We start from the raw sequence: 17,964 nt of genomic DNA, 5'->3' as shown, positions 1-17,964 counted from the left end.
CGCCCCGCCTTCCCGTCTCCCCTTCTTCGTAAAGCCACCTTTACATCTCTTTCCGTCTCTTGATGGGCATTTCGTGCTGCCGCATCCGTACATACGGACAACAGGGCCTTCACACCTCAGCACGGAAGTTCAGCCCATGAGACAGCAACGGCACCACATGACGGTGCTCCATTCCATCGAGGAAGGACTGTGCACGGACACTTCACCATGTCCCGGCGCAAACATGATCGCCTGTTACCTGGAGAAGACGGCCACATCGGCAGAACGCAAGCGTCTTGAATCGCATTTTGCGGCGTGCAGGTCATGCAGGGAAGATCTTCTGGAACTGCGCAAGATTCTGAAGGCTGCGGAAGTGAAGACGCCGTTCGAGGTCATCGAGGCGGCACTGGCGTTCGGAAGCCGACACGAAGCGCAACCGGGCGCGGGTCACGGAACGGATCAGGGCACGGAGGACGGCAATGACCACTATCTCATCCTTGGCTAGCGCCGCCAGCACGTCATCGACGTCCAGCAGCGGAACCACGCTTGATTCCGACGCCTTTCTGCAACTGCTCATCGCGGAATTGCAGAACCAGGACCCCACCAACCCCGCCGACAACACCGAGATGATCAACCAGATCGCCTCGTTCTCCACGGTGGAGCAGCTGTCGGCCCTCAACGACACGGCCACGTCCATCTACGACTCGCTGACGGCCATGAGCCTGAACTCGGCCGTGAGCTTCATCGGACAGTCCGTGCTGGCCGAGGGTGACGACATATCCAAGACCGACGACGCCACCACCGTGGTCTCCTTCACCCTGGAGTCGGACGCGCAAAGCCTTACCGCGCACGTCTACAACTCCAGCGGCACCATCATCAATTCCGTCTCCCTCGGCGCCACGGACAGCGGCACCTACACCTTCAGCTGGGACGGCACCAACTACACCGGCGCCGAAGCGGCCAACGGAACCTACAGCGTGGTGTTCGAAGCCTACGACGAGGACGGCGGCAGCCTGGAGGTCTCCACCATGGTGGCGGGCACGGTTTCCGGCGTCTCCGTGGAAAACGGCACCACGGTGCTCACCCTGTCCGATGGCCGCACGGTGAACCTCGAAGACGTCTACAGCGTCGTCTCCTCCGACGCATAACAACCAGCACGCGCACTGTCGCGGGAGCACGCCATGGGCCTTTCCTCCTCCATGTATGCCAGCGTTTCTGGGCTGCTGAGCACTGCGGAATCCATCAGCGTCATCGGCAACAACCTCGCGAACTCCAGCACCACGGGCTACAAGTCCATGTCCATGCTGTTCGAGGACGTGTTCTATTCCTCCATCACCACGTCCGGCGGCATCGACCAGATCGGCAATGGCTCCACGATATCGGCCATTGCCACAGACTTCTCGCAAGGCTCGTATCAAAGCACTTCCCAGGCCATGAACATGGCCATCGGGGGCGTGGGCTACTTCATCGTGGAAGACCCCCAGAACGACGGCCAGATATACTACACCCGCGCCGGGGACTTCACGTTCAACACCGAAGGCTACCTGGTGAACTCCTCCGGCTACCAGGTGCAGGGCTGGGCCGTGGACCCGGACACCGCCAGTTCCACCGATCCGTCCACCACCGGGGCCTTGGGCGACATCCAGCTCAAGAGCCGCACCTCGCCCGCTTCGGCCACCACCAACGTGACCCTGACGGTGAACCTGGATTCCGGCGGCGACGACAACTCCACCTCCACCACCGACCCGTACTTCTCGCTGCTGACGGAATGGGACGGCAGCGCCGACGACCCCCTGGGCACCACCAAGTACGAGTACCAGACCACCATCACCGTGTACGACGAGGCCGGGTCCGCCCATGAACTGACCGTGTACTTCGACCAGGTGGAGGACTCCACCACCGGCTCCACCACCTGGGAATACATCGTCACCATGGACCCCAGCGAGGACGTGCGCACCATCGGCGGCCAGAGCGTGTCGGGCACATCCGCCGCCGGCCTGCTGATGGCGGGCACGCTGTCCTTCGACGCCACCGGCGCGCTGGTCTCGCAGACTGCCTTCACGCTCAGCTCCACCGCCAGCGGCGACCTGACAGACCTTTCCAACTGGACCCTGGCCGAACTTTCCACCGACGGCCTGCCGGTGTTCGCGTGCAACTTTTCCGGGTCGGCCAACGCCAGCACCACCGATGAGGCAGACGCCATCCAGGTCGAACTGGACTTCGGCCTGTCCGCCAAGTCCATCACCGACGGCTGGAACACCACCGTGACCAGCGCGGCGGACATCGGCACGGACGGCACGCTGCTGTTCGGCTTCACCTCCACCGCCTACGACACCGACCGCGCCACCAGCCACGATTCGGCCAGCAGCACCGACAGTTCCAGCCAGAACGGCTACGCCACGGGCTACCTGACCAGCTACTACGTGGACGAGGGCGGGGTCATCTACGCCACCTACTCCAACGGCCAGACCCAGGCCCTGTTCATCGTGGCCCTTGCCAGCTTCAACAACGACCAGGGCCTGCAACTGGAAGGCGGCAACCTGTACTCGGCCACCACCGAATCGGGCACGGCCAACATCGGCAGGGCCGGGCAGGGCATCTACGGCAGCATCTACGGGGAAAAGCTGGAGGAATCCAACGTGGACGTCTCTACCGAGATGGTCGACCTCATCGTGATGCAGCGCGCCTACCAGGCCAACAGCAAGGTCATCACCACCGTGGACGAAATGCTCCAGACCGCGCTTGGCCTGAAGCGCTAGGGCACGCGGCGCGCCGGGGGCATCGTCGAGCCCCGGCGCGACCGGCCCTGCCGTCCTGCCAGCCTCCTGTCGGGCATCCCGCCCGCCCGGAAGGCCAGGGGGATGGAGCCGCCCAAGGCAGGTATTCCGGCCCCTTCCCGTCTCCGTCCGGGAACGGGCCGGAATACCCCACCCGCAACGCACGGGCCTGCCCGCATGCCCGTAAGGACGCGCCATGTCTTCGCTCAACTCCATTTTCAACATCGGCGCCAGCGCGCTCAGCAACGCGCAGGTCGGCATCTCGGTGACCAGCAACAACCTGGCCAACGCCGACGTGACCGGCTACTCGCGGCAAACGGTGCAGTACACCACCGGCCCCACGGTCAGCAGCGGCAGCTACACCTACGGCTCCGGGGCGGAAGTTGCCGAGATCACCCGCCACTTCAGCTACACGGTGGAGTCGCAGTACCTGTCGTACAGTTCCGATGCCTCCATGTGGGAGACCATAACCTCCGCGCTTTCGTCCATCGAGACGCTGTTCGACGACAGCGACGACGAAGGCTACGACCTGTCCACCGCGCTGGACGCCTTCTGGACCAGCCTCGATGCGCTGGCCGCGGACCCGGAAAGCGAAGCCGCCCGTACCGAGCTGACCGGGTATGCCGAAACCCTGACCGCGCTCATCAATTCCACCAGCGACAGCCTGGAAGCCGTACAGACCAGCCTGAACACCCAGATCGAACAGCAGGTGGACGACATCAACGACCTGCTGAACACCCTGGCCGACCTCAACTCGCAACTGGCCAGCGATCCGGAAAACGCCACCCTGCTGGACAGCCAGGCCACGACCCTGCGCGATCTGGCCACCTACCTCGACCTTTCCGTGGTGTACAACAGCGACGGCCAGGTGACCGTGTACACCGGCGAGGGCCAGACCCTGGTGCAGGGCGGCAACACCTGCAAGCTGGCCTACGAGGGGCCGCAGGCCACCCAGTCGCTGACGTCCGCCTCCACCTTCGACGGGCAAATCTACTTCGAGGGCGAAAGCAGCCACGAAATCGCCCTGGAGTTCGTCACCTCCGGCTCTGCGGACGGTACGGCCAGTGCGGCCACCTACAAGGTCTCGCTGGACGGCGGGAAAACCTGGCTCACCGACGATTCCGGCAATGCCCTGCTGTTCACGGCATCGGGCGCGGACGACAAGGTGACCGTAGCCGGGGTGTCCATCTGGTTCGGTTCGGCGACGGATTCCGGCGCGGCAGCGGGCGGCACGCTGGCCGTGGGCGACGACTTCGCCGTCATGGCGAAGTCGGGGGTGTACTGGTACCAGACCACCTCCGGAAAGGTGAACGTCACCCCCGTCGACGTCACCGCGTCGGGCAGCAACAACCGCCTTTCGGGCGGCAGCCTAGCCGGGCTGCTGGCCACCCGCGACCAATACGTGGGCAGTTACCTGGAGACGCTGGACGCCCTGGCGGAAGAGCTGGCCTGGCAGGTCAACTACGTGCACAGCCAGGGCGCGGGCCTGACCGGCTTCTCGTCCGTCACCGCCGAAAACTCCACGGGCAGCGCCACCACGCCCCTGGCAGACAGCAGCCTTGCCTACGCCGACCGACTGGGCTCGGGCACCCTGTCCATCTCGGTGTACGACGACGACACCGGAGAGGTGTCCACGCTGTCGTCCATCGCCATCGACCCCGCATCCGACAGCCTGCAAGACGTGGCCGACACCATCAACACCACGTTTTCCGGCCAGCTCACCGCCTCCATCAACAACGGGCAGCTCACCATCGCCGCGACGGACGGCATGTCGTTCCAGTTCGCGGGCGACACCTCCGGGCTGCTCGCCGCGCTGGGCATCAACACCTTCTTCTCGGGGTCCGACGCGGGCACCATCACGGTGTCCGATTCCGTGCTGAACGACCCCAACCGGGTCAACGCGGGCGTGGTGGACGCCTCGGGCGAGGCCCTTTCCGGCGACAGCACCTGCGCCAACAATCTTGCGGCCCTGGCGGACACCAAGGTGACGCTGAACATCGGAAGCGGCTCCGTCTCCAAGACGCTGAGCAAGCAACTGGCCGCCCTGGCGTCCACCGTGGGCACGGACGTGGATACTTCCGCCAGAAAGTACACCTACTACAGTACCCTGGCCGACAATGCCGACGACATGCAGCAGAGCATCTCCGGCGTGAGCACGGAGGAGGAGCTTCTCAACCTTACCAAGTACCAGCAGTCGTACAGCATCGCCGCACAGCTCATTCAGGTGGCGAACTCCATGTTCGACACCATCCTTTCGCTACGGGATTAGGCGCCCGCCCGCGCCCTGCCGCACAGGAGCCAACCATGCGCATCTCGACAAACATGACCTACAGCAACTCGTTGAAATACATGACTCGACTGCAATCCAACATCAACAGGCTGACCATCCAGATGGCCACGCAACAACGCATCAACTGCCCGTCGGACGACCCGTACGGGACAGAGGTGGCCCTGACCAATTCCACGCTGATCAGCCAGCTTACCCAGTACCAAAGCAACGTGGACACGGCCAAGGGCTGGCTCTCGCTGGCGGACGACACCCTGGGCGATGCCAGCACGGCGCTCGCCAGCCTCATCGAACTGGCGGAACAGGCCGCCACCGGCACCCTGACCGACGCCAACCGGCTGGCCATCGCCGAAGAGGCGCGGGGGCTGTACGAGCAACTCATCACCTACGCCAGCACCCGGTACAACGGGCAGTCCATCTTCGCCGGGCGCGACTCCGGCGGCACGGCCTACAGCCTGGGCCTGGGGACCACGGTGAGCGGCACCACCCTGGCCTCGGGCGCGGGCAGCGCGGTGCTGTCGGTAGAGGGCGAGGCGGACCAGAGCATCCGCATCGAATTCACCGGCGACGGCACCGTGGGCACGGACGACATCACCTACCGCTATTCCTCCGACGGTGGCGACACCTGGACGGAGGGCACCCTGGCCGCAGGCGAGGCCACCCTGGCCTGCGACGGGATACAGGTGCACATGCAGGACGGCACCGGCGTCTCCGCCGTGTCGGATGACGACACCAGCGCTGGCACGCGCATCACCGTGCGCCCGGCGGCCATATACACCGGCGATGCCGACGACGGCGCCCAGGTGACCGCCCAGAGCAACACCGACGTCACCGCCACGCCCACCGGCACCTTCAGCAACTCGGTGGTGGTGCGCATGGAGGACGACACCACGGTGACCGGCCCCGTCGCGTACAGCTATTCGACGGACGGGGGGCTCAACTGGTCGGACGTGCAGAGTTCCGACAACGGCACCCTGACCGTACCCGGCGGCACCCTGGCGCTTTCCGCAGGCAGCGGCAGCGACCTTGCGGCGGGCGACACCTTTATCGTCTCCTCCGACTCCACGGCCCTCACGGTCCGCGTTTCCACCTCCACCAGCATCGCCATCAACAGCTGCGGGCTGGACGTGTTCGGCGGGCTCTACAGCGCGGATGGCGAAAGTTACGCCGGCACGGGGGACGACGACCTGTTCGAGGCCATCGGCCAGTTCATCGGCTACCTGGAAACCAACGACGCCGAAGGCATTGCCGAAAGCCTGGAGGCCATCACGGCAGGCCAGGCCAAGATGCTTTCCGCCGCCAGCAACATCGGTGCGCGCGAGGTGCGTCTGGAGCATATCGAGACGGCCAACACCCTGCTCACCTCCACGGCCAAGAATGCCGTGAGCAACGTGGTGGACGCCGACACCACCGAACTGGCCACCCAGCTTTCCAAGCTCACCACCGTCTACGAGGCGGTGCTCAGTACCCAGGCCGCCGTCATGAAGCTGAGCCTGCTCGATTACCTCTGATTCGGACCCGGCCAGCCCCTGCTCCGGCATCAGCCCGACGCCGGGCTGGCGCCGGGCTGGCGCATGTCCGGCGCATGTCCGGCGCATGTCCGGCGCATCTCCGGCTCCGGCCCGATTCCCCCTGGCGCCCGCATTGCCCGCCCCCCGGCATTCACGGAGGTCATCATGTCCGAATACTGGTCCGGCTCCATCACCTTCACCGGCCTGAACACCGGCACCGACTGGGACGAAATCATTGAGGCCCAAATGGCCGTGGAGGAATACCGGTACAACGCCATGCTTTCGGCGCAGACGAGCTACGAAGCCAAGCTGGCCGCCGTGCAGGATCTGCAAACGCAGATGACCACGCTGTACCAGACCCTGCAAGACTACAGCAGCGTGTCCGACTTCCTCGCCAAGGGCGCCACCTCTTCCGACGAAACCTGCGTCACCGTCACCGCCGACAACGACGCGGAGGAAAGCTCGCACACCGTGGTGGTGAACCAACTGGCCAGGAACGACATCTGGAGCAGCGACGACGGGTACGCCGCCACCAGCACGGTGATCACCGACACCGACCAGACCTTTTCGTTCACTTACGGCGACACGACGTACACCCTGGACGTGCCGGGCGGCACCACCCTTTCGGAGTTCGCCAGCCTCATCAACGGCGCCAGCGGCAACAACGACGACGTGCGCGCCAGCATCATCAACGAAGGCAACGCCTACCACCTGCAAATACGCGGCATGGACCTTGGCGCGGACAACACCGTGACCATAAAGGACACCGGCTTCGACGCCATGGGGCCGGACGCCTTCACCAACACCCAGAAGGCCCAGAACGCCCAGATCAAGGTGGACGGTTTTCCCTCCGCCGCCGACGAGTGGATGGAACGCAGCGCCAATACCATCGACGACGTCATCGACGGGGTGACCCTGCAACTCAAGAAAGCCACCGGCAGCGACGGCGTGAACATCGACGTCACGCTGGATACCGACGCCATGGTCGGGGCCGTGGAAACCGTGGTCGGCAGCATCAATACGGTGCTGCAACTGCTGATGGACCTGCGCAGCCAGGGAACGGTGTCGTCGTCCGTATCCACGTCCACGGCTTCCGACTCCGACGACGAGGATGACGCCGAAGACGATTCCACCTCCGCTTCGGTTCTGGCCAGCAACTACGGCATCAAGCTGGTGCAGAGCACGCTCAAGAGCATCCTGTCCACGAAGGGGCTGGGTTTTTCCTACTACGATTCTGGCAGCGAAACGGGCGACCTGTTCACCAGCCTTTCCACCATCGGCATTTCCACCGACGCCGACGAAGACTCGGAGACCTTCGGCCTGCTGGTCATCGACTACGACGACCTGGAAGCGGCCATAAAGAAGGACCCCAACGCGGTGGCCGAACTGCTGTCTGCCGACGTGGCGGGCAGTACCGATTCCGGCGATTTTTCCTTCGGCAGCGCCATCTCCGGCACCACCAAAGCGGGCCAATACGACGTCTCGTACCGCATCGAGAACGGCGAGATCGTGGAGGCGTACATCAACGGCAACGCCGCCTCCATCTCGGGCGGGACCATCACCGGCGCCTCGGGAAAGGACGAAAAGGGCCTTGCCCTTACCGTGAACAACACGTCCGACGGCTCCTACACCGGCTCCGTTTCCCTGAAGCAGGGCAAGATAGGGCAGTTCATCGACACCCTGGAAGACATGACCAGCAGCAAAGGCTCCCTCCAGATCATGGAGGACAGCTTTCAGGACATCCTGGACCAGTACGCGCAGTCCATCTCGCGCGAGGAGGAACGGCTGGGGCTGGTGGAAAGCCGCCTGCGCTCCCGCTATTCCGGTCTGGAAACCCTGCTCACCAGCTACGACAACCTGTCCTCCACCATCGATTCCCTGCTGGCTTCGCTGAGCAGCGACTAGGGGCCACTCCTCCGCGACCGTCTTCGGAGTCGTCGCTCGGGCTCGTACCTCCAGTGCATCTGCCTCGCGCATGGTTCGCGCAGCACGCGGAAGCCAGCGTACCCCGTCGGCATCCCCCCTTCGCGCCGGGCGTGCGCCAAGGGACTTCCCCCGGTCCGCATGGGAAAAGGCGGCGCATCCTTGCAGCACGCGCGCAAAAGGGGCCGGGCATATGCCCGGCCCCTTGCCGTTGGTGTTTCCCCAGTCGTTCCATAGCCGGGCAGCAACCCGCTCCGGCTCGCTCCCCGAAAAGACGGACTAACCGCCGATCAGCGAAAGCGCCATCTGCGGCAGCGAATTGGCCTGCGACAGCATGGCCACGGCGGTCTGCGCCAGCACCTGCTGCTTGGTGTACTCGGTCATTTCCAGCGAGACGTCCACGTCCGAGATGCGTGATTCGGCGGCGGAAAGGTTCTCGGACTGGGTCTCGAGGTTGGTGATGGTGGCTTCCAGCCGGTTCTGCATGGCGCCCAGCGAGGCACGGATCTGATCCTTGGAGATGATGGCGTTGTCGATGGCATCCAGCGCGTCCTGGGCGGCCTGCTGGGTGGAGATGCTGGACCCGTTGCCGCTGGCGGTGTTGCCGAGGCCCAGCGACTTGGCCGACACCGAGCCGATGCGGATTTCGTAGTAGTCCTGCGCGCTGTCGTTGCCGGAGCCGAAGTGGATGTGCAACTGCCCCGTGGAAGTCAGGCCCGAACCATCGTAGGTCGAATTGGACAGGTTGCCGTTCAGCAGCGCGATGCCGTTGAAGTCCGTGGCATTGGCGATTCGGGTAATTTCCGAGGCCATGGCCTGGTATTCCGAATCGATGATCAGGCGCTGGTCCGAATTGTAGGTACCGGTGGCGGCCTGTTCCGCCAGTTCCTTCATGCGGATGAGCTTTTCGTCGATGGTTTCCATGGCGCCGTCCGCCGTCTGGATCAGCGAAATGGCGTCGTTGGCGTTGCGAACGCCCTGGTTCAACGCCGTGATGTCGGAACGCATCAGTTCGCGGATGGCAAGACCGGCGGCATCGTCTGCTGCCGAATTGATGCGCAGGCCGGACGACAGACGCTGGGTGGACTTTTCAAGCTTGTTGTAGGTAGCGTTGAGCGTATTTGCCGTTGTGAGCGCCGTAAAGTTGTTGTTGACGACGAGAGACATGGTTTTTCCTCCATGAAAAATGCACTATCCTTGTGTGCCTCTGCCATGCATGCAGCGCATGCTTGTTGATCCTATCGACGCAGATACGCCGCTCTCTTAATTTTCAATTTTCCATAACCACTCTAAAAGCCACGCAATTAACGTTCATAACAGTAACTTTGCATTACTTTGCATTGCCTGCGCCGCCTGCCTTTGGCACAAAGAAAAGGCCCGGAACATTCCGGGCCTTTGCGTTGCGCGGCGGCATCACAGGCAGAAGTGATGGCGCAGCCGCGCAAGGGCGTTCTGCTTCAGACTGCGCACGGTCTTGGGATGGATGTCCAGCGTGCGCGCCACTTCATCGGTATCGAGGTCATCCTGGAACAACAGTCGCAGCACGGTACCCTGCCGCCTGCTCAGCAGCCCGGGGGGCAGGTCCAGCATCCCGCGGTCGTCCGGGACCGAAGCCGGGGCCTCGGCCCACAGCCGTTCGGCAAGTTCCTCCTCCAGTTCGGGGGTATAGGGAACCTGCCGTGTCATCCGTTCGGTGCGGCGCGCCCGCAGGCAGTCGAGCGCGGTGGACCTGGCCACCACGGTAAGCCATGTGGCCAGGCCCGCCCGGGCAGGATTGTAGGTGGACAGCAGGCGGAACCCGTCGCCCACCAGGCGGCAGAACACCTCCTGCGTCACGTCCTGCGCGTCGAGCCCCGCGGCATCCCCTCCGTTCCACTGAAGGGTGTAGTGCACGGCCTTGTGGATCACCGGGGCATAGACAGACACGAAACGGCGCCATGCCTTTCCGTCGCCGGTCATGCATGCCGCTATATCCGTAGTGGTTCCTGTATTGGCTTCCATCTTCATCTCCAGTCGTGCGTTCTGTGGAGCCGGAATTGCGGCAACCGGGTCCATGCACCACGCCGGAAATTGTGGAAAAGCCAAGTCCCGTACATGACGGGCTGTCAGTATCCATACGCCAGGCCACCCACATTGTCCGTTCAGGACAGGTAGGGTTTTGAAAACATCAGACACACTAGCTTACATTGTTTTACATTCACGGAAATCATTCGGGCGCAATTCTTGCAGTATACCCGGTCGCAAGCGGCAACCGGGAAATATGTGCCACCGCCCAGAGGGTGACATCATGGATCGAGTCTTGTTGATCGACGACGACAAGGAACTCTGCGCATTACTGACCGAATATCTTGCTCCCGAAGGGCTTGCCGTTGAACCCTGCCACACCGGTGGACAGGGGTTGGCGCGCGCCCTTTCGGGCGACTACGACGCGGCCCTGCTGGACGTGGCCCTGCCAGACGCCAGCGGCTTCGACGTGCTCGGCACCATCCGTTCCCGTTCGGCCCTGCCCGTGCTCATGCTGACCGGGCGCGGCGACGACGTGGACCGCATCGTGGGGCTGGAGATGGGCGCGGACGACTACGTCCCCAAACCTTTCGTGCCACGCGAACTGCTGGCGCGCCTGCGCGCCGTGCTGCGCCGCACCCGTGTTCATGGAATGGGGGCAGCGGCGGGAATGGCGGGAGCAGGGACCGGCGCGGGTTCGGGCGGCGTGGGCTGCATCGGTGGCGTGGGGCCGTACCGCAAGCGCAACCTGTCCTTCGGGGGCATTACCGTGGACCGTTCGGCCCGCACGGCCCTGCGCGACGGCGCCCCCCTGCCCCTGACCCCCGTGGAGTACGCCATCCTGGTCCTGCTGCTGGAGGCCGAAGGCGCAACCGTCGCGCGCGAGGACATCTCGCGCGGGGTACTGGGGCGCGAAATCCTGCCCTTCGACAGGTCCATCGACGTGCACGTCAGCAACCTGCGCAAGAAGCTGGGCCCCTGCGACGACGGCCAACCCCGCGTGGGCACGGTGCGCGGGTCGGGGTACTACTTCCGCGTTTCTCCCACGGAATCCACCTTCGGCGGGCAGGACGCGGCGGAACCGAGCCTCGGGACGGGGCATGAGAACGTGGCCGGTTAGGCTGCTGGTGCTGCTGCTGGTCGGCTGCGGCATCTTCACCCTGGGCACCTTCGTCCGGTTCCGGCTGGAGGAGCGCCCCAGGCGCGGCCCCTTCGAGATGAACGCCGTGCTGCTGGACCTGCTGGGCGACCGCGTTTCCGAATATCTGGCCGAAGGGCGCACGGACAAGCTGGACGCCCTGCTGGGCACGCTGCGCGAGCGCGGCGTGCGCGTGGTGGTGCACGACGCCGGATTGCAGCCGCTGGCCGACAACGGCCCGGTGATGCCTGTACCCTTTGGTCCGCCCCCCTTCCCGGATGAGCGGGACGGCACGAAACCGCGCGCCGTCGCGGCAGGCGGAACCGGCCCGGCAGGCCCCCTTCCCGGTCTGCCCATGGGGCCGCCTCCGCAACTGTCCTGGTCGGAACGCATCCTGGGCGCCCTGGAAGGACGCATCCCCCCCGGTCCCCCGCCCACTGAACCTCCCCGCGAACCCGTCTGGCAATCGCCGGAAACGGAGGCCGCCATTCAGGCCGAGGCACGCGAGCAGGCCGAGGACGCACGCGACACGGGGGCCACCCAGTTGGACTTTCCGCAGCCGTTCACCTTGCGCCCGGCCGTGCTGATGGCCGACCCCATCGACCTGCCCGGCGGCGCGCACGGCGTGCTGACCCTGCGCAAGGACATGCCCACCCCGCCGGACATGCGCCTGCCCCCCTTCGTGCTGCCCCTGGCCGTGGCCATGGTGCTGGCGGGCGGGGTGCTGCACCTGCTGCTGCGCCAGGCCAGCAGGCCCATAGGCGAAGTGGGCAGCGCGCTGCAACGCTTTGCCCGGGGCGACCTGCAGGCGCGCGTCACCGGCGATGTGGCCACCCACGGCACCGAACTGGCGCGCCTTGCCCGCGACTTCAACACCATGGCCGCGCGCACCGAAGAACTGCTGCAAACCCAGCGTCGCCTGCTGCACGACGTGTCGCACGAGATGCGTTCGCCCCTTTCGCGCGTGTCGCTGGCGCTGGAAATGGCCTCGCGCACCGTCTCGCCCGAATCGCAGCGCTTTCTGGAACGCATCCGCCGCGATGCGGAACGCCTTTCGACCCTCAGCGCCCATCTGCTGGCCACCGGGCACCTGGACCAGCAGAAAGAGGAGGCGCCGCCCGCATGGTTCGACCTGCAAGCCATGCTGACTCAACTGGCGGACGAAACCGACTTTCAGGCCCGCGCGGACGCCAAGCGGGTGGAACTGCGCGTGAACACCCCGTGCGCGGCCTTTCACGGCATGCGCGAAATGCTGTACGGCGCGCTGGACAACGTGGTGCAGAACGCCCTGAAGTTCTCGCCGCCGGATACGCAGGTAACCGTGACCCTGTCCTGCGTGGCGGACCGGGCAGAACCGTCCGGCACCCCCGTGGGCGCATGCCGCGACACCTGCCGGAAAACCTGCGACGCCAGCCGGGGAGCCGGAGCCGACAACGGTTCCGGGCCGGAACGGCAGGTGGTCATTTCCGTCCGGGACCAGGGGCCGGGCGTCCCCGAAGCCGACCTGCCCATGCTTTTCGTGCCGTTCTTCCGGGCGGGCAATGCCCCGCGCGGCACGGGCACCGGGCTTGGCCTGGCCATCGCCCAGCGCGCCGTGGAACTGCACGGCGGCACCATAGCCGCCGAAAACCTGCCCACGGGCGGGTTGCAGGTTACCATCCGCCTGCCCGCCTAGGGGCGCGGTGCGCATCGCCGCTCCGCCCGTCGGCCTTGCGCCGCCGGACCGGATGCCCCGGCACCTTCCCCGCCCGCCACGCCAGTCCTTGCTGGCTCCCGCAGCCAAAGCCCTTGTCACCCAAAGCAGACCGCCCCGCACAACAGTGTGCGGGGCGGGCAAAGCCGGGCAAATTTTGCCGGGTGGCGTCTTTACATTTCTTTACTGGGTCGAAACTGCCCGGCATGCCGCCGTCACGATGCAGGGTCGGCCTGCCGGGCATACCGCCGTCACGACTTCGGGTCGACCCGCCGGGCCTGATTCGCATGATTGGTCTGATTCGCATGATTGGCTTGGCGCCGTTCACGGGCAAAGCGCAGCAGTTCGGCCTTGCTCAGCTTGCCGTCGCCGTTGGTGTCGATGTTGGCAAATTCGCGGGTCACCACGGGCAGGCCGGTTTCGGGGTGGGCGGCCTCCTCGCGGCTCAGGCTGCCGTCATGGTCGCGGTCGGCCAGGTCGAAACGATGCCCCTGCTCCTTTCGCGTGGCCGCTGAACCCGGCGTGGTCGAAGGCGGCGCTTCAACCGCCGGGGCCGCGTCGCCAGGGGTGGCAACACCGTGCTCCGCCATGGCCGTGAATTCCGTATGCAGCAGCAGGCCGCAGAACAGGGCGGTAATCAGGGGAATGCGGGACTCTTTCATCGCGGGTTCTCCCGGACGCGCCACGTCGGGTGATTCCGCGCGGGCGCCATGGTCGTGCCATATGGTCTTGTCGGTCATGATGCGGCGTCCACGCCTGCGGCAGGCGGCGTGGGGGCGGGGGCAAGCCCCGTGGCGGAAACGCTGGCCCGTTCCTCGCCCTGCGTCGCGGCCCAGCCGCCGCCCAGCGCCCGGTACAGGGTGATGGCGCGGGTGGCCAGCGCCGCCCGCGCCCGTACGTGGGTCAGGGCGGCGGTGGACAGTTCGCGCTCGGCATCGGCCACGGCCAGAAAATCGGTCAGCCCCGCCCGGTAGCGGTCCCGGGCAAGGACGAGGGCGGTACGGTCCGCCTCCAGCACGGCGGCCAGATCGGGCAACCTGCGCTGCTGGCGGTCCACGGCGTACAGGGCGGTTTCCGCCTCCTCCACCGCCGTGCGGGCCGTGGAAAGATAGGCCAGTGCGGCCTGTTCGCGCCGGGCGTCGGCCTGTTCGATGCGCGCCGTGGTGGCTCCGGAATCGAACAGGGTCAGCCCCAGCGCCGGGGCCACGGACCACACCCCGCTGCCCGAAGACAACAGCCTGTTCACCGTGGACGCCTGCGACCCCAGCGTGGCCGACAGGCTGAGCGTGGGCCAGCGTTCCGCCGTGGTGGCGGCAAGGTCCGACGCCGCCGCTGCCAGGGTGCGCTCCGCCGCGCGGATGTCCGGGCGGCGCAGCAGCAGGTCTGCGGGCAGGCCCACGGGCACCTCCCGCGCGGGCACCGGAATGGGCGCGGCCACCTCCAGCACGGGCCGCAGTTCGCCGGGTGCCGCGCCCGTCAGGCGTTCCAGACGGGCCAGGGCCGCCCAGGCGTTGTTTTCATACTCGGCGGCGTCGGCCTGCGCGGCATGCCACAGCGCGGCGGCCTGCGCCACGTCGATGTCCCCGGCAAGGCCCGCGTCGCGCCGGTCGGTGACCAGGGCCAGGGTTTCGGCCCGGCTGGCCGCGATGTCGCGGGTAAGGGCCAGTTCGTTCTGGGCCTGACGCAGGGTCACGTACTGGGTGGCCACCTCTGCCAGCAGGGTGACCAGGGTGTCGCGCCGGTCCTCTTCCGCCGCCTGGGCATCGGCCACGCGGGCCTCGCGGGTGGCGCGCAGCCGCCCGAACAGATCGATTTCCCAGGCCATGTCCAGGCCCGTGGCATACACGTTGCCATCGCGCGAGCCGGAGGACTGCGCCTCGCCCGTGCCGGAGCGGATGCGGGTGCCGGAGGCGGAACCGGTGACCGTGGGACCAAGGCTGGCCCCGGCCTCGCGCGCGGCGGCGCGGGCCTCGCGCACCTTTTCGGCGGCGATGCGCACATCGAAGTTGGCGGTGGCGGCACGGGCCAGCAGACGGTCCAGCGCCGGATCGCCAAAGGTGCCCCACCAGCGGGCCAGCGTCGCGCCGGAGTGCGCGGCCTGCGCGCCCGCCCCGGTGGCGGAAGGCAGGCCGCCCGCCCCGGTGGCGGAAGGCAGGCCGCCCGCCCCGGTGGCGAAAGGCAGGGCGGACGCCCCCGTGCTCCACGCGGCGGGCATGTCGGGGCGCGGCGCGGCGGGCGCGGCGGCGCAGCCCGCCGCCAGCACCGCGCACAGCAGGAGGCCCGGCAGGACGCCCGGCAGGACGCATGGGCGGCACGGCACGCCCCGGAGCCACGAAAGGCGGTTCGACACGGGGCGTGGGGACATTCCTCCCGCACCCCGGCACCTCGGGCGCAACGGCGCGGTCATCCCCGTACCCCCGCGTCGGCAGGTCTCCGGGAGCCTGCGCCCTTTTTCAGGTCGCGCACCGGCACCACCACTTCGGGCATGGCCCCTCCGACGGCGGACCGCTCCACCGCCACGGCGCCCGCCTCACCGACGCGGCCCGTCGAACCCGGCGCGTCGTCCCCCATGCGGGCCATGCCGCCCGCCGCCGGGCCGATCCCGGCGCGGGGTCCGGTGTCATCGAAATACACGTCCACCTGCTGACCCACGTAGGCGGGCATATCCCGGACGTCGAAGGCGTACAGCACCTGCAACACGCGGATGTCCACACGCTCTGTGGTGTCGCCGGTCAGGGACGTCTTGGGCAGCACGTAGGGCTCCACCCGCACGAAGCGCAACGGCGCGGAAAAATCGCGGTTGCCGCGCAGAAACACCGTGGCGGGCATGCCCGCGCGGTAGCGCCAGGCGATGTTCTCGTCGATGTCCACCCGCACGTGCAGGCGGCTGACGTCGCCCAGCATGACCAGCGGCGTGGAAAGCGCGCCCGCCGTGGCGTATTCGCCCTCGCTCACGTTCACCTGCAACACCGTGGCATCCATGGGGGCGCGCACGCACAGCCGGTCCAGGTCCACCTCTATGGCCCGGGCCGCCGCTTCGGCCTGGGCCGCATCCGCCGTGGCCGAAGCCAGCGCGGTGCGGGCGGCGTCCTCGGCGTAGCCGCGCTGGGCCGCCTCTTCGGCGCTCACGGCGCGTCCGTCGCGCAGGCTGCGCACGCGGGCGGCGTCGGCACGGGCCTTTTCCAGCGCCACGCGGGCCTCGGCCACCCGGGCGCGGGCCACCGCCAGGGCCGCCCTCTGCTGCGCCAGGGCCGCCTTGCGCTCGCGGTCGTCCAGCCGGAACAGCATGTCGCCCTTCCTCACCGCGTCTCCCACGGTGACGGGAATCTCCACAATGACTCCGGACGTGGGCGTGGCCACGCCCACGTCGCGGCTGGCCGCCTCCACTATGCCGGAACCGCTGATGTACCGTTCGTAGGGCGGCGCGGCAGGATCGGCCACCGGGGGCACCGGGGCGGGCGGCGCCGACGTGCGCGAGGCGTGCACGACGCCCGCTGCGAGGCCCGCGAGGGCCAGGGCGGGAAGGACGTAGGCAAGAATGATGTTGCGTCGCATGAGTGTCTCTTTCTGGGTATCAGGGTGCGCCGCATGCGGGCGGGGCGGCCTTGCGGGTGATCGGGAAGGGGTGGACGGCGGGGCTCAGTCCGCGCGGCGACCAGACATCCGCGCGGGCGTGCCCGTGGCATTGCCGCCGGGCGGGGTTGCGCATTCGGGTGACCACGCTTTGGCGCAGGCCGGATCGGGTTTCGCGCCGTGGGCGTCGCCGGGCATGTCCGCCGCCACCGGCACGCCCGACGGCGCGGACAGGGCGCCGGGCGTACCCACGCGGGTCACCCGGCCGTCGTCCAGTTCGGCGATGCGGTCGGCAAACTCGAAGATGCGGGCATCGTGGGTGACGATGACCAGCGCCCGGCCATCCACGGTGCCCACCCGGCGCAGCAGTTCCATGACCCGCTGCCCGTTGGCGTGATCCAGGGCGCTGGTGGGCTCGTCGCAGACGATCAGTTGCGGCTGGTGCACCAGGGCGCGGGCAATGGCCACCCGCTGCTGCTGCCCGCCGGAAAGGTCGCCGGGGGCGGATTCCGCCTTGTCGCCCAGCCCCACCATGTCCAGCGCGGCTTCTGCCTTGCGCATGGCCTCGCGCAGCGGCGCGCCGCAGATGCGCAGCGGCACGGAGACGTTCTCCGCCGCCGTCAGGGCCGGATTGAGGTTGTAGGCCTGGAACACGAAGCCGATGTTCCGGGCGCGAAAGGCCGCGCGGGGCCGGGGGGCAAGGGCGGTCATGTCCTGCCCCAGGATGCGGCAGCTGCCCTCCGTGGGGTCGAGGATGCCCGCCATGACCGAAATGAGCGTGGTCTTGCCGCAGCCGGAGGGACCCACCAGCATGAGCAGTTCGCCGCGTTGCACGGTCAGGTCCACGCCGCGCAGGGCGTGCACGGCGGTGGCCCCTTCTCCGTAGCGCTTGCGCAGCCCGGCGCAGACCACGGCGGGGTCGCCAGACATGCCAGACATGCCAGACATCCCGGGCATGTCGGTCATGCCAGACATGCCGGGCCCGTGGTGCATGCCGGGCATGCCGGACCCGTAATGTATGTATGGCGGGGTGGAGCCGCGGTCCGCGATATCCATGTTCCTGTCCTGCATGCGTACCT

The 17,964-nt window shown here is 67.1% G+C and carries 14 protein-coding genes; 8 read left to right on the top strand and 6 right to left on the bottom strand.

The genetic code is table 11. The annotated features are described in order from the left end of the window. Positions 1-136: 136 nt before the first annotated feature. The 6 genes from K6142_RS09250 to fliD all read left to right on the top strand — a co-directional run bounded on the left by K6142_RS09250 (position 137) and on the right by fliD (position 8,459). The gene (locus K6142_RS09250) at positions 137-484 is read left to right on the top strand and encodes a zf-HC2 domain-containing protein (RefSeq protein ID WP_190245531.1); all 348 of its coding nucleotides are present in this window, start codon (positions 137-139) and stop codon (positions 482-484) included. After that, the gene (locus K6142_RS09245) at positions 459-1,127 is read left to right on the top strand and encodes a flagellar hook assembly protein FlgD (RefSeq protein WP_190245532.1); all 669 of its coding nucleotides are present in this window, start codon (positions 459-461) and stop codon (positions 1,125-1,127) included. Before K6142_RS09250 ends, K6142_RS09245 begins: the two co-directional genes overlap by 26 nt. 33 nt (positions 1,128-1,160) lie before the next feature. Next, a complete protein-coding gene (locus K6142_RS09240) occupies positions 1,161-2,738 on the top strand; it encodes a flagellar hook protein FlgE (protein ID WP_190245533.1) in 1,578 nt (525 codons plus the stop codon). A 214-nt stretch (positions 2,739-2,952) separates the two neighbouring features. Next, a complete protein-coding gene (flgK, locus tag K6142_RS09235) occupies positions 2,953-5,025 on the top strand; it encodes a flagellar hook-associated protein FlgK (RefSeq protein WP_190245534.1) in 2,073 nt (690 codons plus the stop codon). Positions 5,026-5,060: 35 nt separating this feature from the next. Beyond that, positions 5,061-6,554: a flagellar hook-associated protein FlgL gene (flgL, locus tag K6142_RS09230; protein WP_190245535.1), complete on the top strand. Its 1,494-nt coding sequence runs from the start codon at positions 5,061-5,063 to the stop codon at positions 6,552-6,554. 165 nt (positions 6,555-6,719) lie between these two features. After that, entirely contained in the window at positions 6,720-8,459 is a 1,740-nt protein-coding gene (gene fliD, locus K6142_RS09225; protein ID WP_190245536.1) for a flagellar filament capping protein FliD, read from the top strand. A gap of 297 nt (positions 8,460-8,756) precedes the next feature. On the opposite strand, the gene K6142_RS09220 is transcribed toward fliD, so the two are convergent. Beyond that, on the bottom strand, positions 8,757-9,644 hold the full coding sequence (locus tag K6142_RS09220) for a flagellin (RefSeq protein ID WP_012612747.1): 888 nt from the start codon (positions 9,642-9,644) through the stop codon (positions 8,757-8,759). 246 nt (positions 9,645-9,890) lie between these two features. Further along, on the bottom strand, positions 9,891-10,436 hold the full coding sequence (locus K6142_RS09215) for an RNA polymerase sigma factor (RefSeq protein ID WP_223290420.1): 546 nt from the start codon (positions 10,434-10,436) through the stop codon (positions 9,891-9,893). A gap of 328 nt (positions 10,437-10,764) precedes the next feature. Here K6142_RS09215 and K6142_RS09210 point away from each other — a divergent pair, with 328 nt between their 5' ends. Together K6142_RS09210 and K6142_RS09205 are read left to right on the top strand one after the other, a co-directional pair. After that, a complete protein-coding gene (locus K6142_RS09210; RefSeq protein WP_190245538.1) occupies positions 10,765-11,601 on the top strand; it encodes a response regulator transcription factor in 837 nt (278 codons plus the stop codon). Next, on the top strand, positions 11,582-13,294 hold the full coding sequence (locus K6142_RS09205; RefSeq protein WP_190245539.1) for a sensor histidine kinase: 1,713 nt from the start codon (positions 11,582-11,584) through the stop codon (positions 13,292-13,294). Before K6142_RS09210 ends, K6142_RS09205 begins: the two co-directional genes overlap by 20 nt. A 269-nt stretch (positions 13,295-13,563) precedes the next feature. Here K6142_RS09205 and K6142_RS09200 read toward each other — a convergent pair whose 3' ends face one another. From K6142_RS09200 to K6142_RS09185, 4 genes are all read right to left on the bottom strand, one after another. After that, positions 13,564-14,052, bottom strand: a complete 489-nt coding sequence (locus K6142_RS09200; RefSeq protein WP_190245540.1) for an EF-hand domain-containing protein — start codon at positions 14,050-14,052, stop codon at positions 13,564-13,566. After that, positions 14,049-15,677, bottom strand: coding sequence for an efflux transporter outer membrane subunit (locus K6142_RS09195; RefSeq protein WP_223380816.1), 1,629 nt, complete (start codon positions 15,675-15,677; stop codon positions 14,049-14,051). Before K6142_RS09195 ends, K6142_RS09200 begins: the two co-directional genes overlap by 4 nt. 38 nt (positions 15,678-15,715) lie before the next feature. Then, positions 15,716-16,867 carry an efflux RND transporter periplasmic adaptor subunit gene (locus K6142_RS09190; RefSeq protein WP_223380815.1) on the bottom strand — a complete coding sequence of 384 codons (1,152 nt, stop codon included), beginning with the start codon at positions 16,865-16,867 and terminating at the stop codon, positions 15,716-15,718. A gap of 84 nt (positions 16,868-16,951) precedes the next feature. Then, on the bottom strand, positions 16,952-17,941 hold the full coding sequence (locus K6142_RS09185) for an ABC transporter ATP-binding protein (protein WP_190244497.1): 990 nt from the start codon (positions 17,939-17,941) through the stop codon (positions 16,952-16,954). Between the last annotated feature and the right edge of the window lie 23 nt (positions 17,942-17,964).

The sequence above is a fragment of the Nitratidesulfovibrio sp. SRB-5 genome (assembly GCF_019931275.1).
In the GTDB taxonomy this organism is placed as follows: domain Bacteria; phylum Desulfobacterota; class Desulfovibrionia; order Desulfovibrionales; family Desulfovibrionaceae; genus Cupidesulfovibrio.
This window is presented reverse-complemented; position numbering and strand designations above follow the sequence as displayed.

Bases quoted from the DNA above. Each gene is read 5' to 3' on its own strand.
- K6142_RS09250 (WP_190245531.1), top strand. From the start codon at position 137: ATGAGACAGCAACGGCACCACATGACGGTGCTCCATTCCATCGAGGAA.
- K6142_RS09245 (WP_190245532.1), top strand. From the start codon at position 459: ATGACCACTATCTCATCCTTGGCTAGCGCCGCCAGCACGTCATCGACG.
- K6142_RS09240 (WP_190245533.1), top strand. From the start codon at position 1,161: ATGGGCCTTTCCTCCTCCATGTATGCCAGCGTTTCTGGGCTGCTGAGC.
- flgK (WP_190245534.1), top strand. From the start codon at position 2,953: ATGTCTTCGCTCAACTCCATTTTCAACATCGGCGCCAGCGCGCTCAGC.
- flgL (WP_190245535.1), top strand. From the start codon at position 5,061: ATGCGCATCTCGACAAACATGACCTACAGCAACTCGTTGAAATACATG.
- fliD (WP_190245536.1), top strand. From the start codon at position 6,720: ATGTCCGAATACTGGTCCGGCTCCATCACCTTCACCGGCCTGAACACC.
- K6142_RS09220 (WP_012612747.1), bottom strand. From the start codon at position 9,644: ATGTCTCTCGTCGTCAACAACAACTTTACGGCGCTCACAACGGCAAAT.
- K6142_RS09215 (WP_223290420.1), bottom strand. From the start codon at position 10,436: ATGACCGGCGACGGAAAGGCATGGCGCCGTTTCGTGTCTGTCTATGCC.
- K6142_RS09210 (WP_190245538.1), top strand. From the start codon at position 10,765: ATGGATCGAGTCTTGTTGATCGACGACGACAAGGAACTCTGCGCATTA.
- K6142_RS09205 (WP_190245539.1), top strand. From the start codon at position 11,582: ATGAGAACGTGGCCGGTTAGGCTGCTGGTGCTGCTGCTGGTCGGCTGC.
- K6142_RS09200 (WP_190245540.1), bottom strand. From the start codon at position 14,052: ATGACCGACAAGACCATATGGCACGACCATGGCGCCCGCGCGGAATCA.
- K6142_RS09195 (WP_223380816.1), bottom strand. From the start codon at position 15,677: ATGTCCCCACGCCCCGTGTCGAACCGCCTTTCGTGGCTCCGGGGCGTG.
- K6142_RS09190 (WP_223380815.1), bottom strand. From the start codon at position 16,867: ATGCGACGCAACATCATTCTTGCCTACGTCCTTCCCGCCCTGGCCCTC.
- K6142_RS09185 (WP_190244497.1), bottom strand. From the start codon at position 17,941: ATGGATATCGCGGACCGCGGCTCCACCCCGCCATACATACATTACGGG.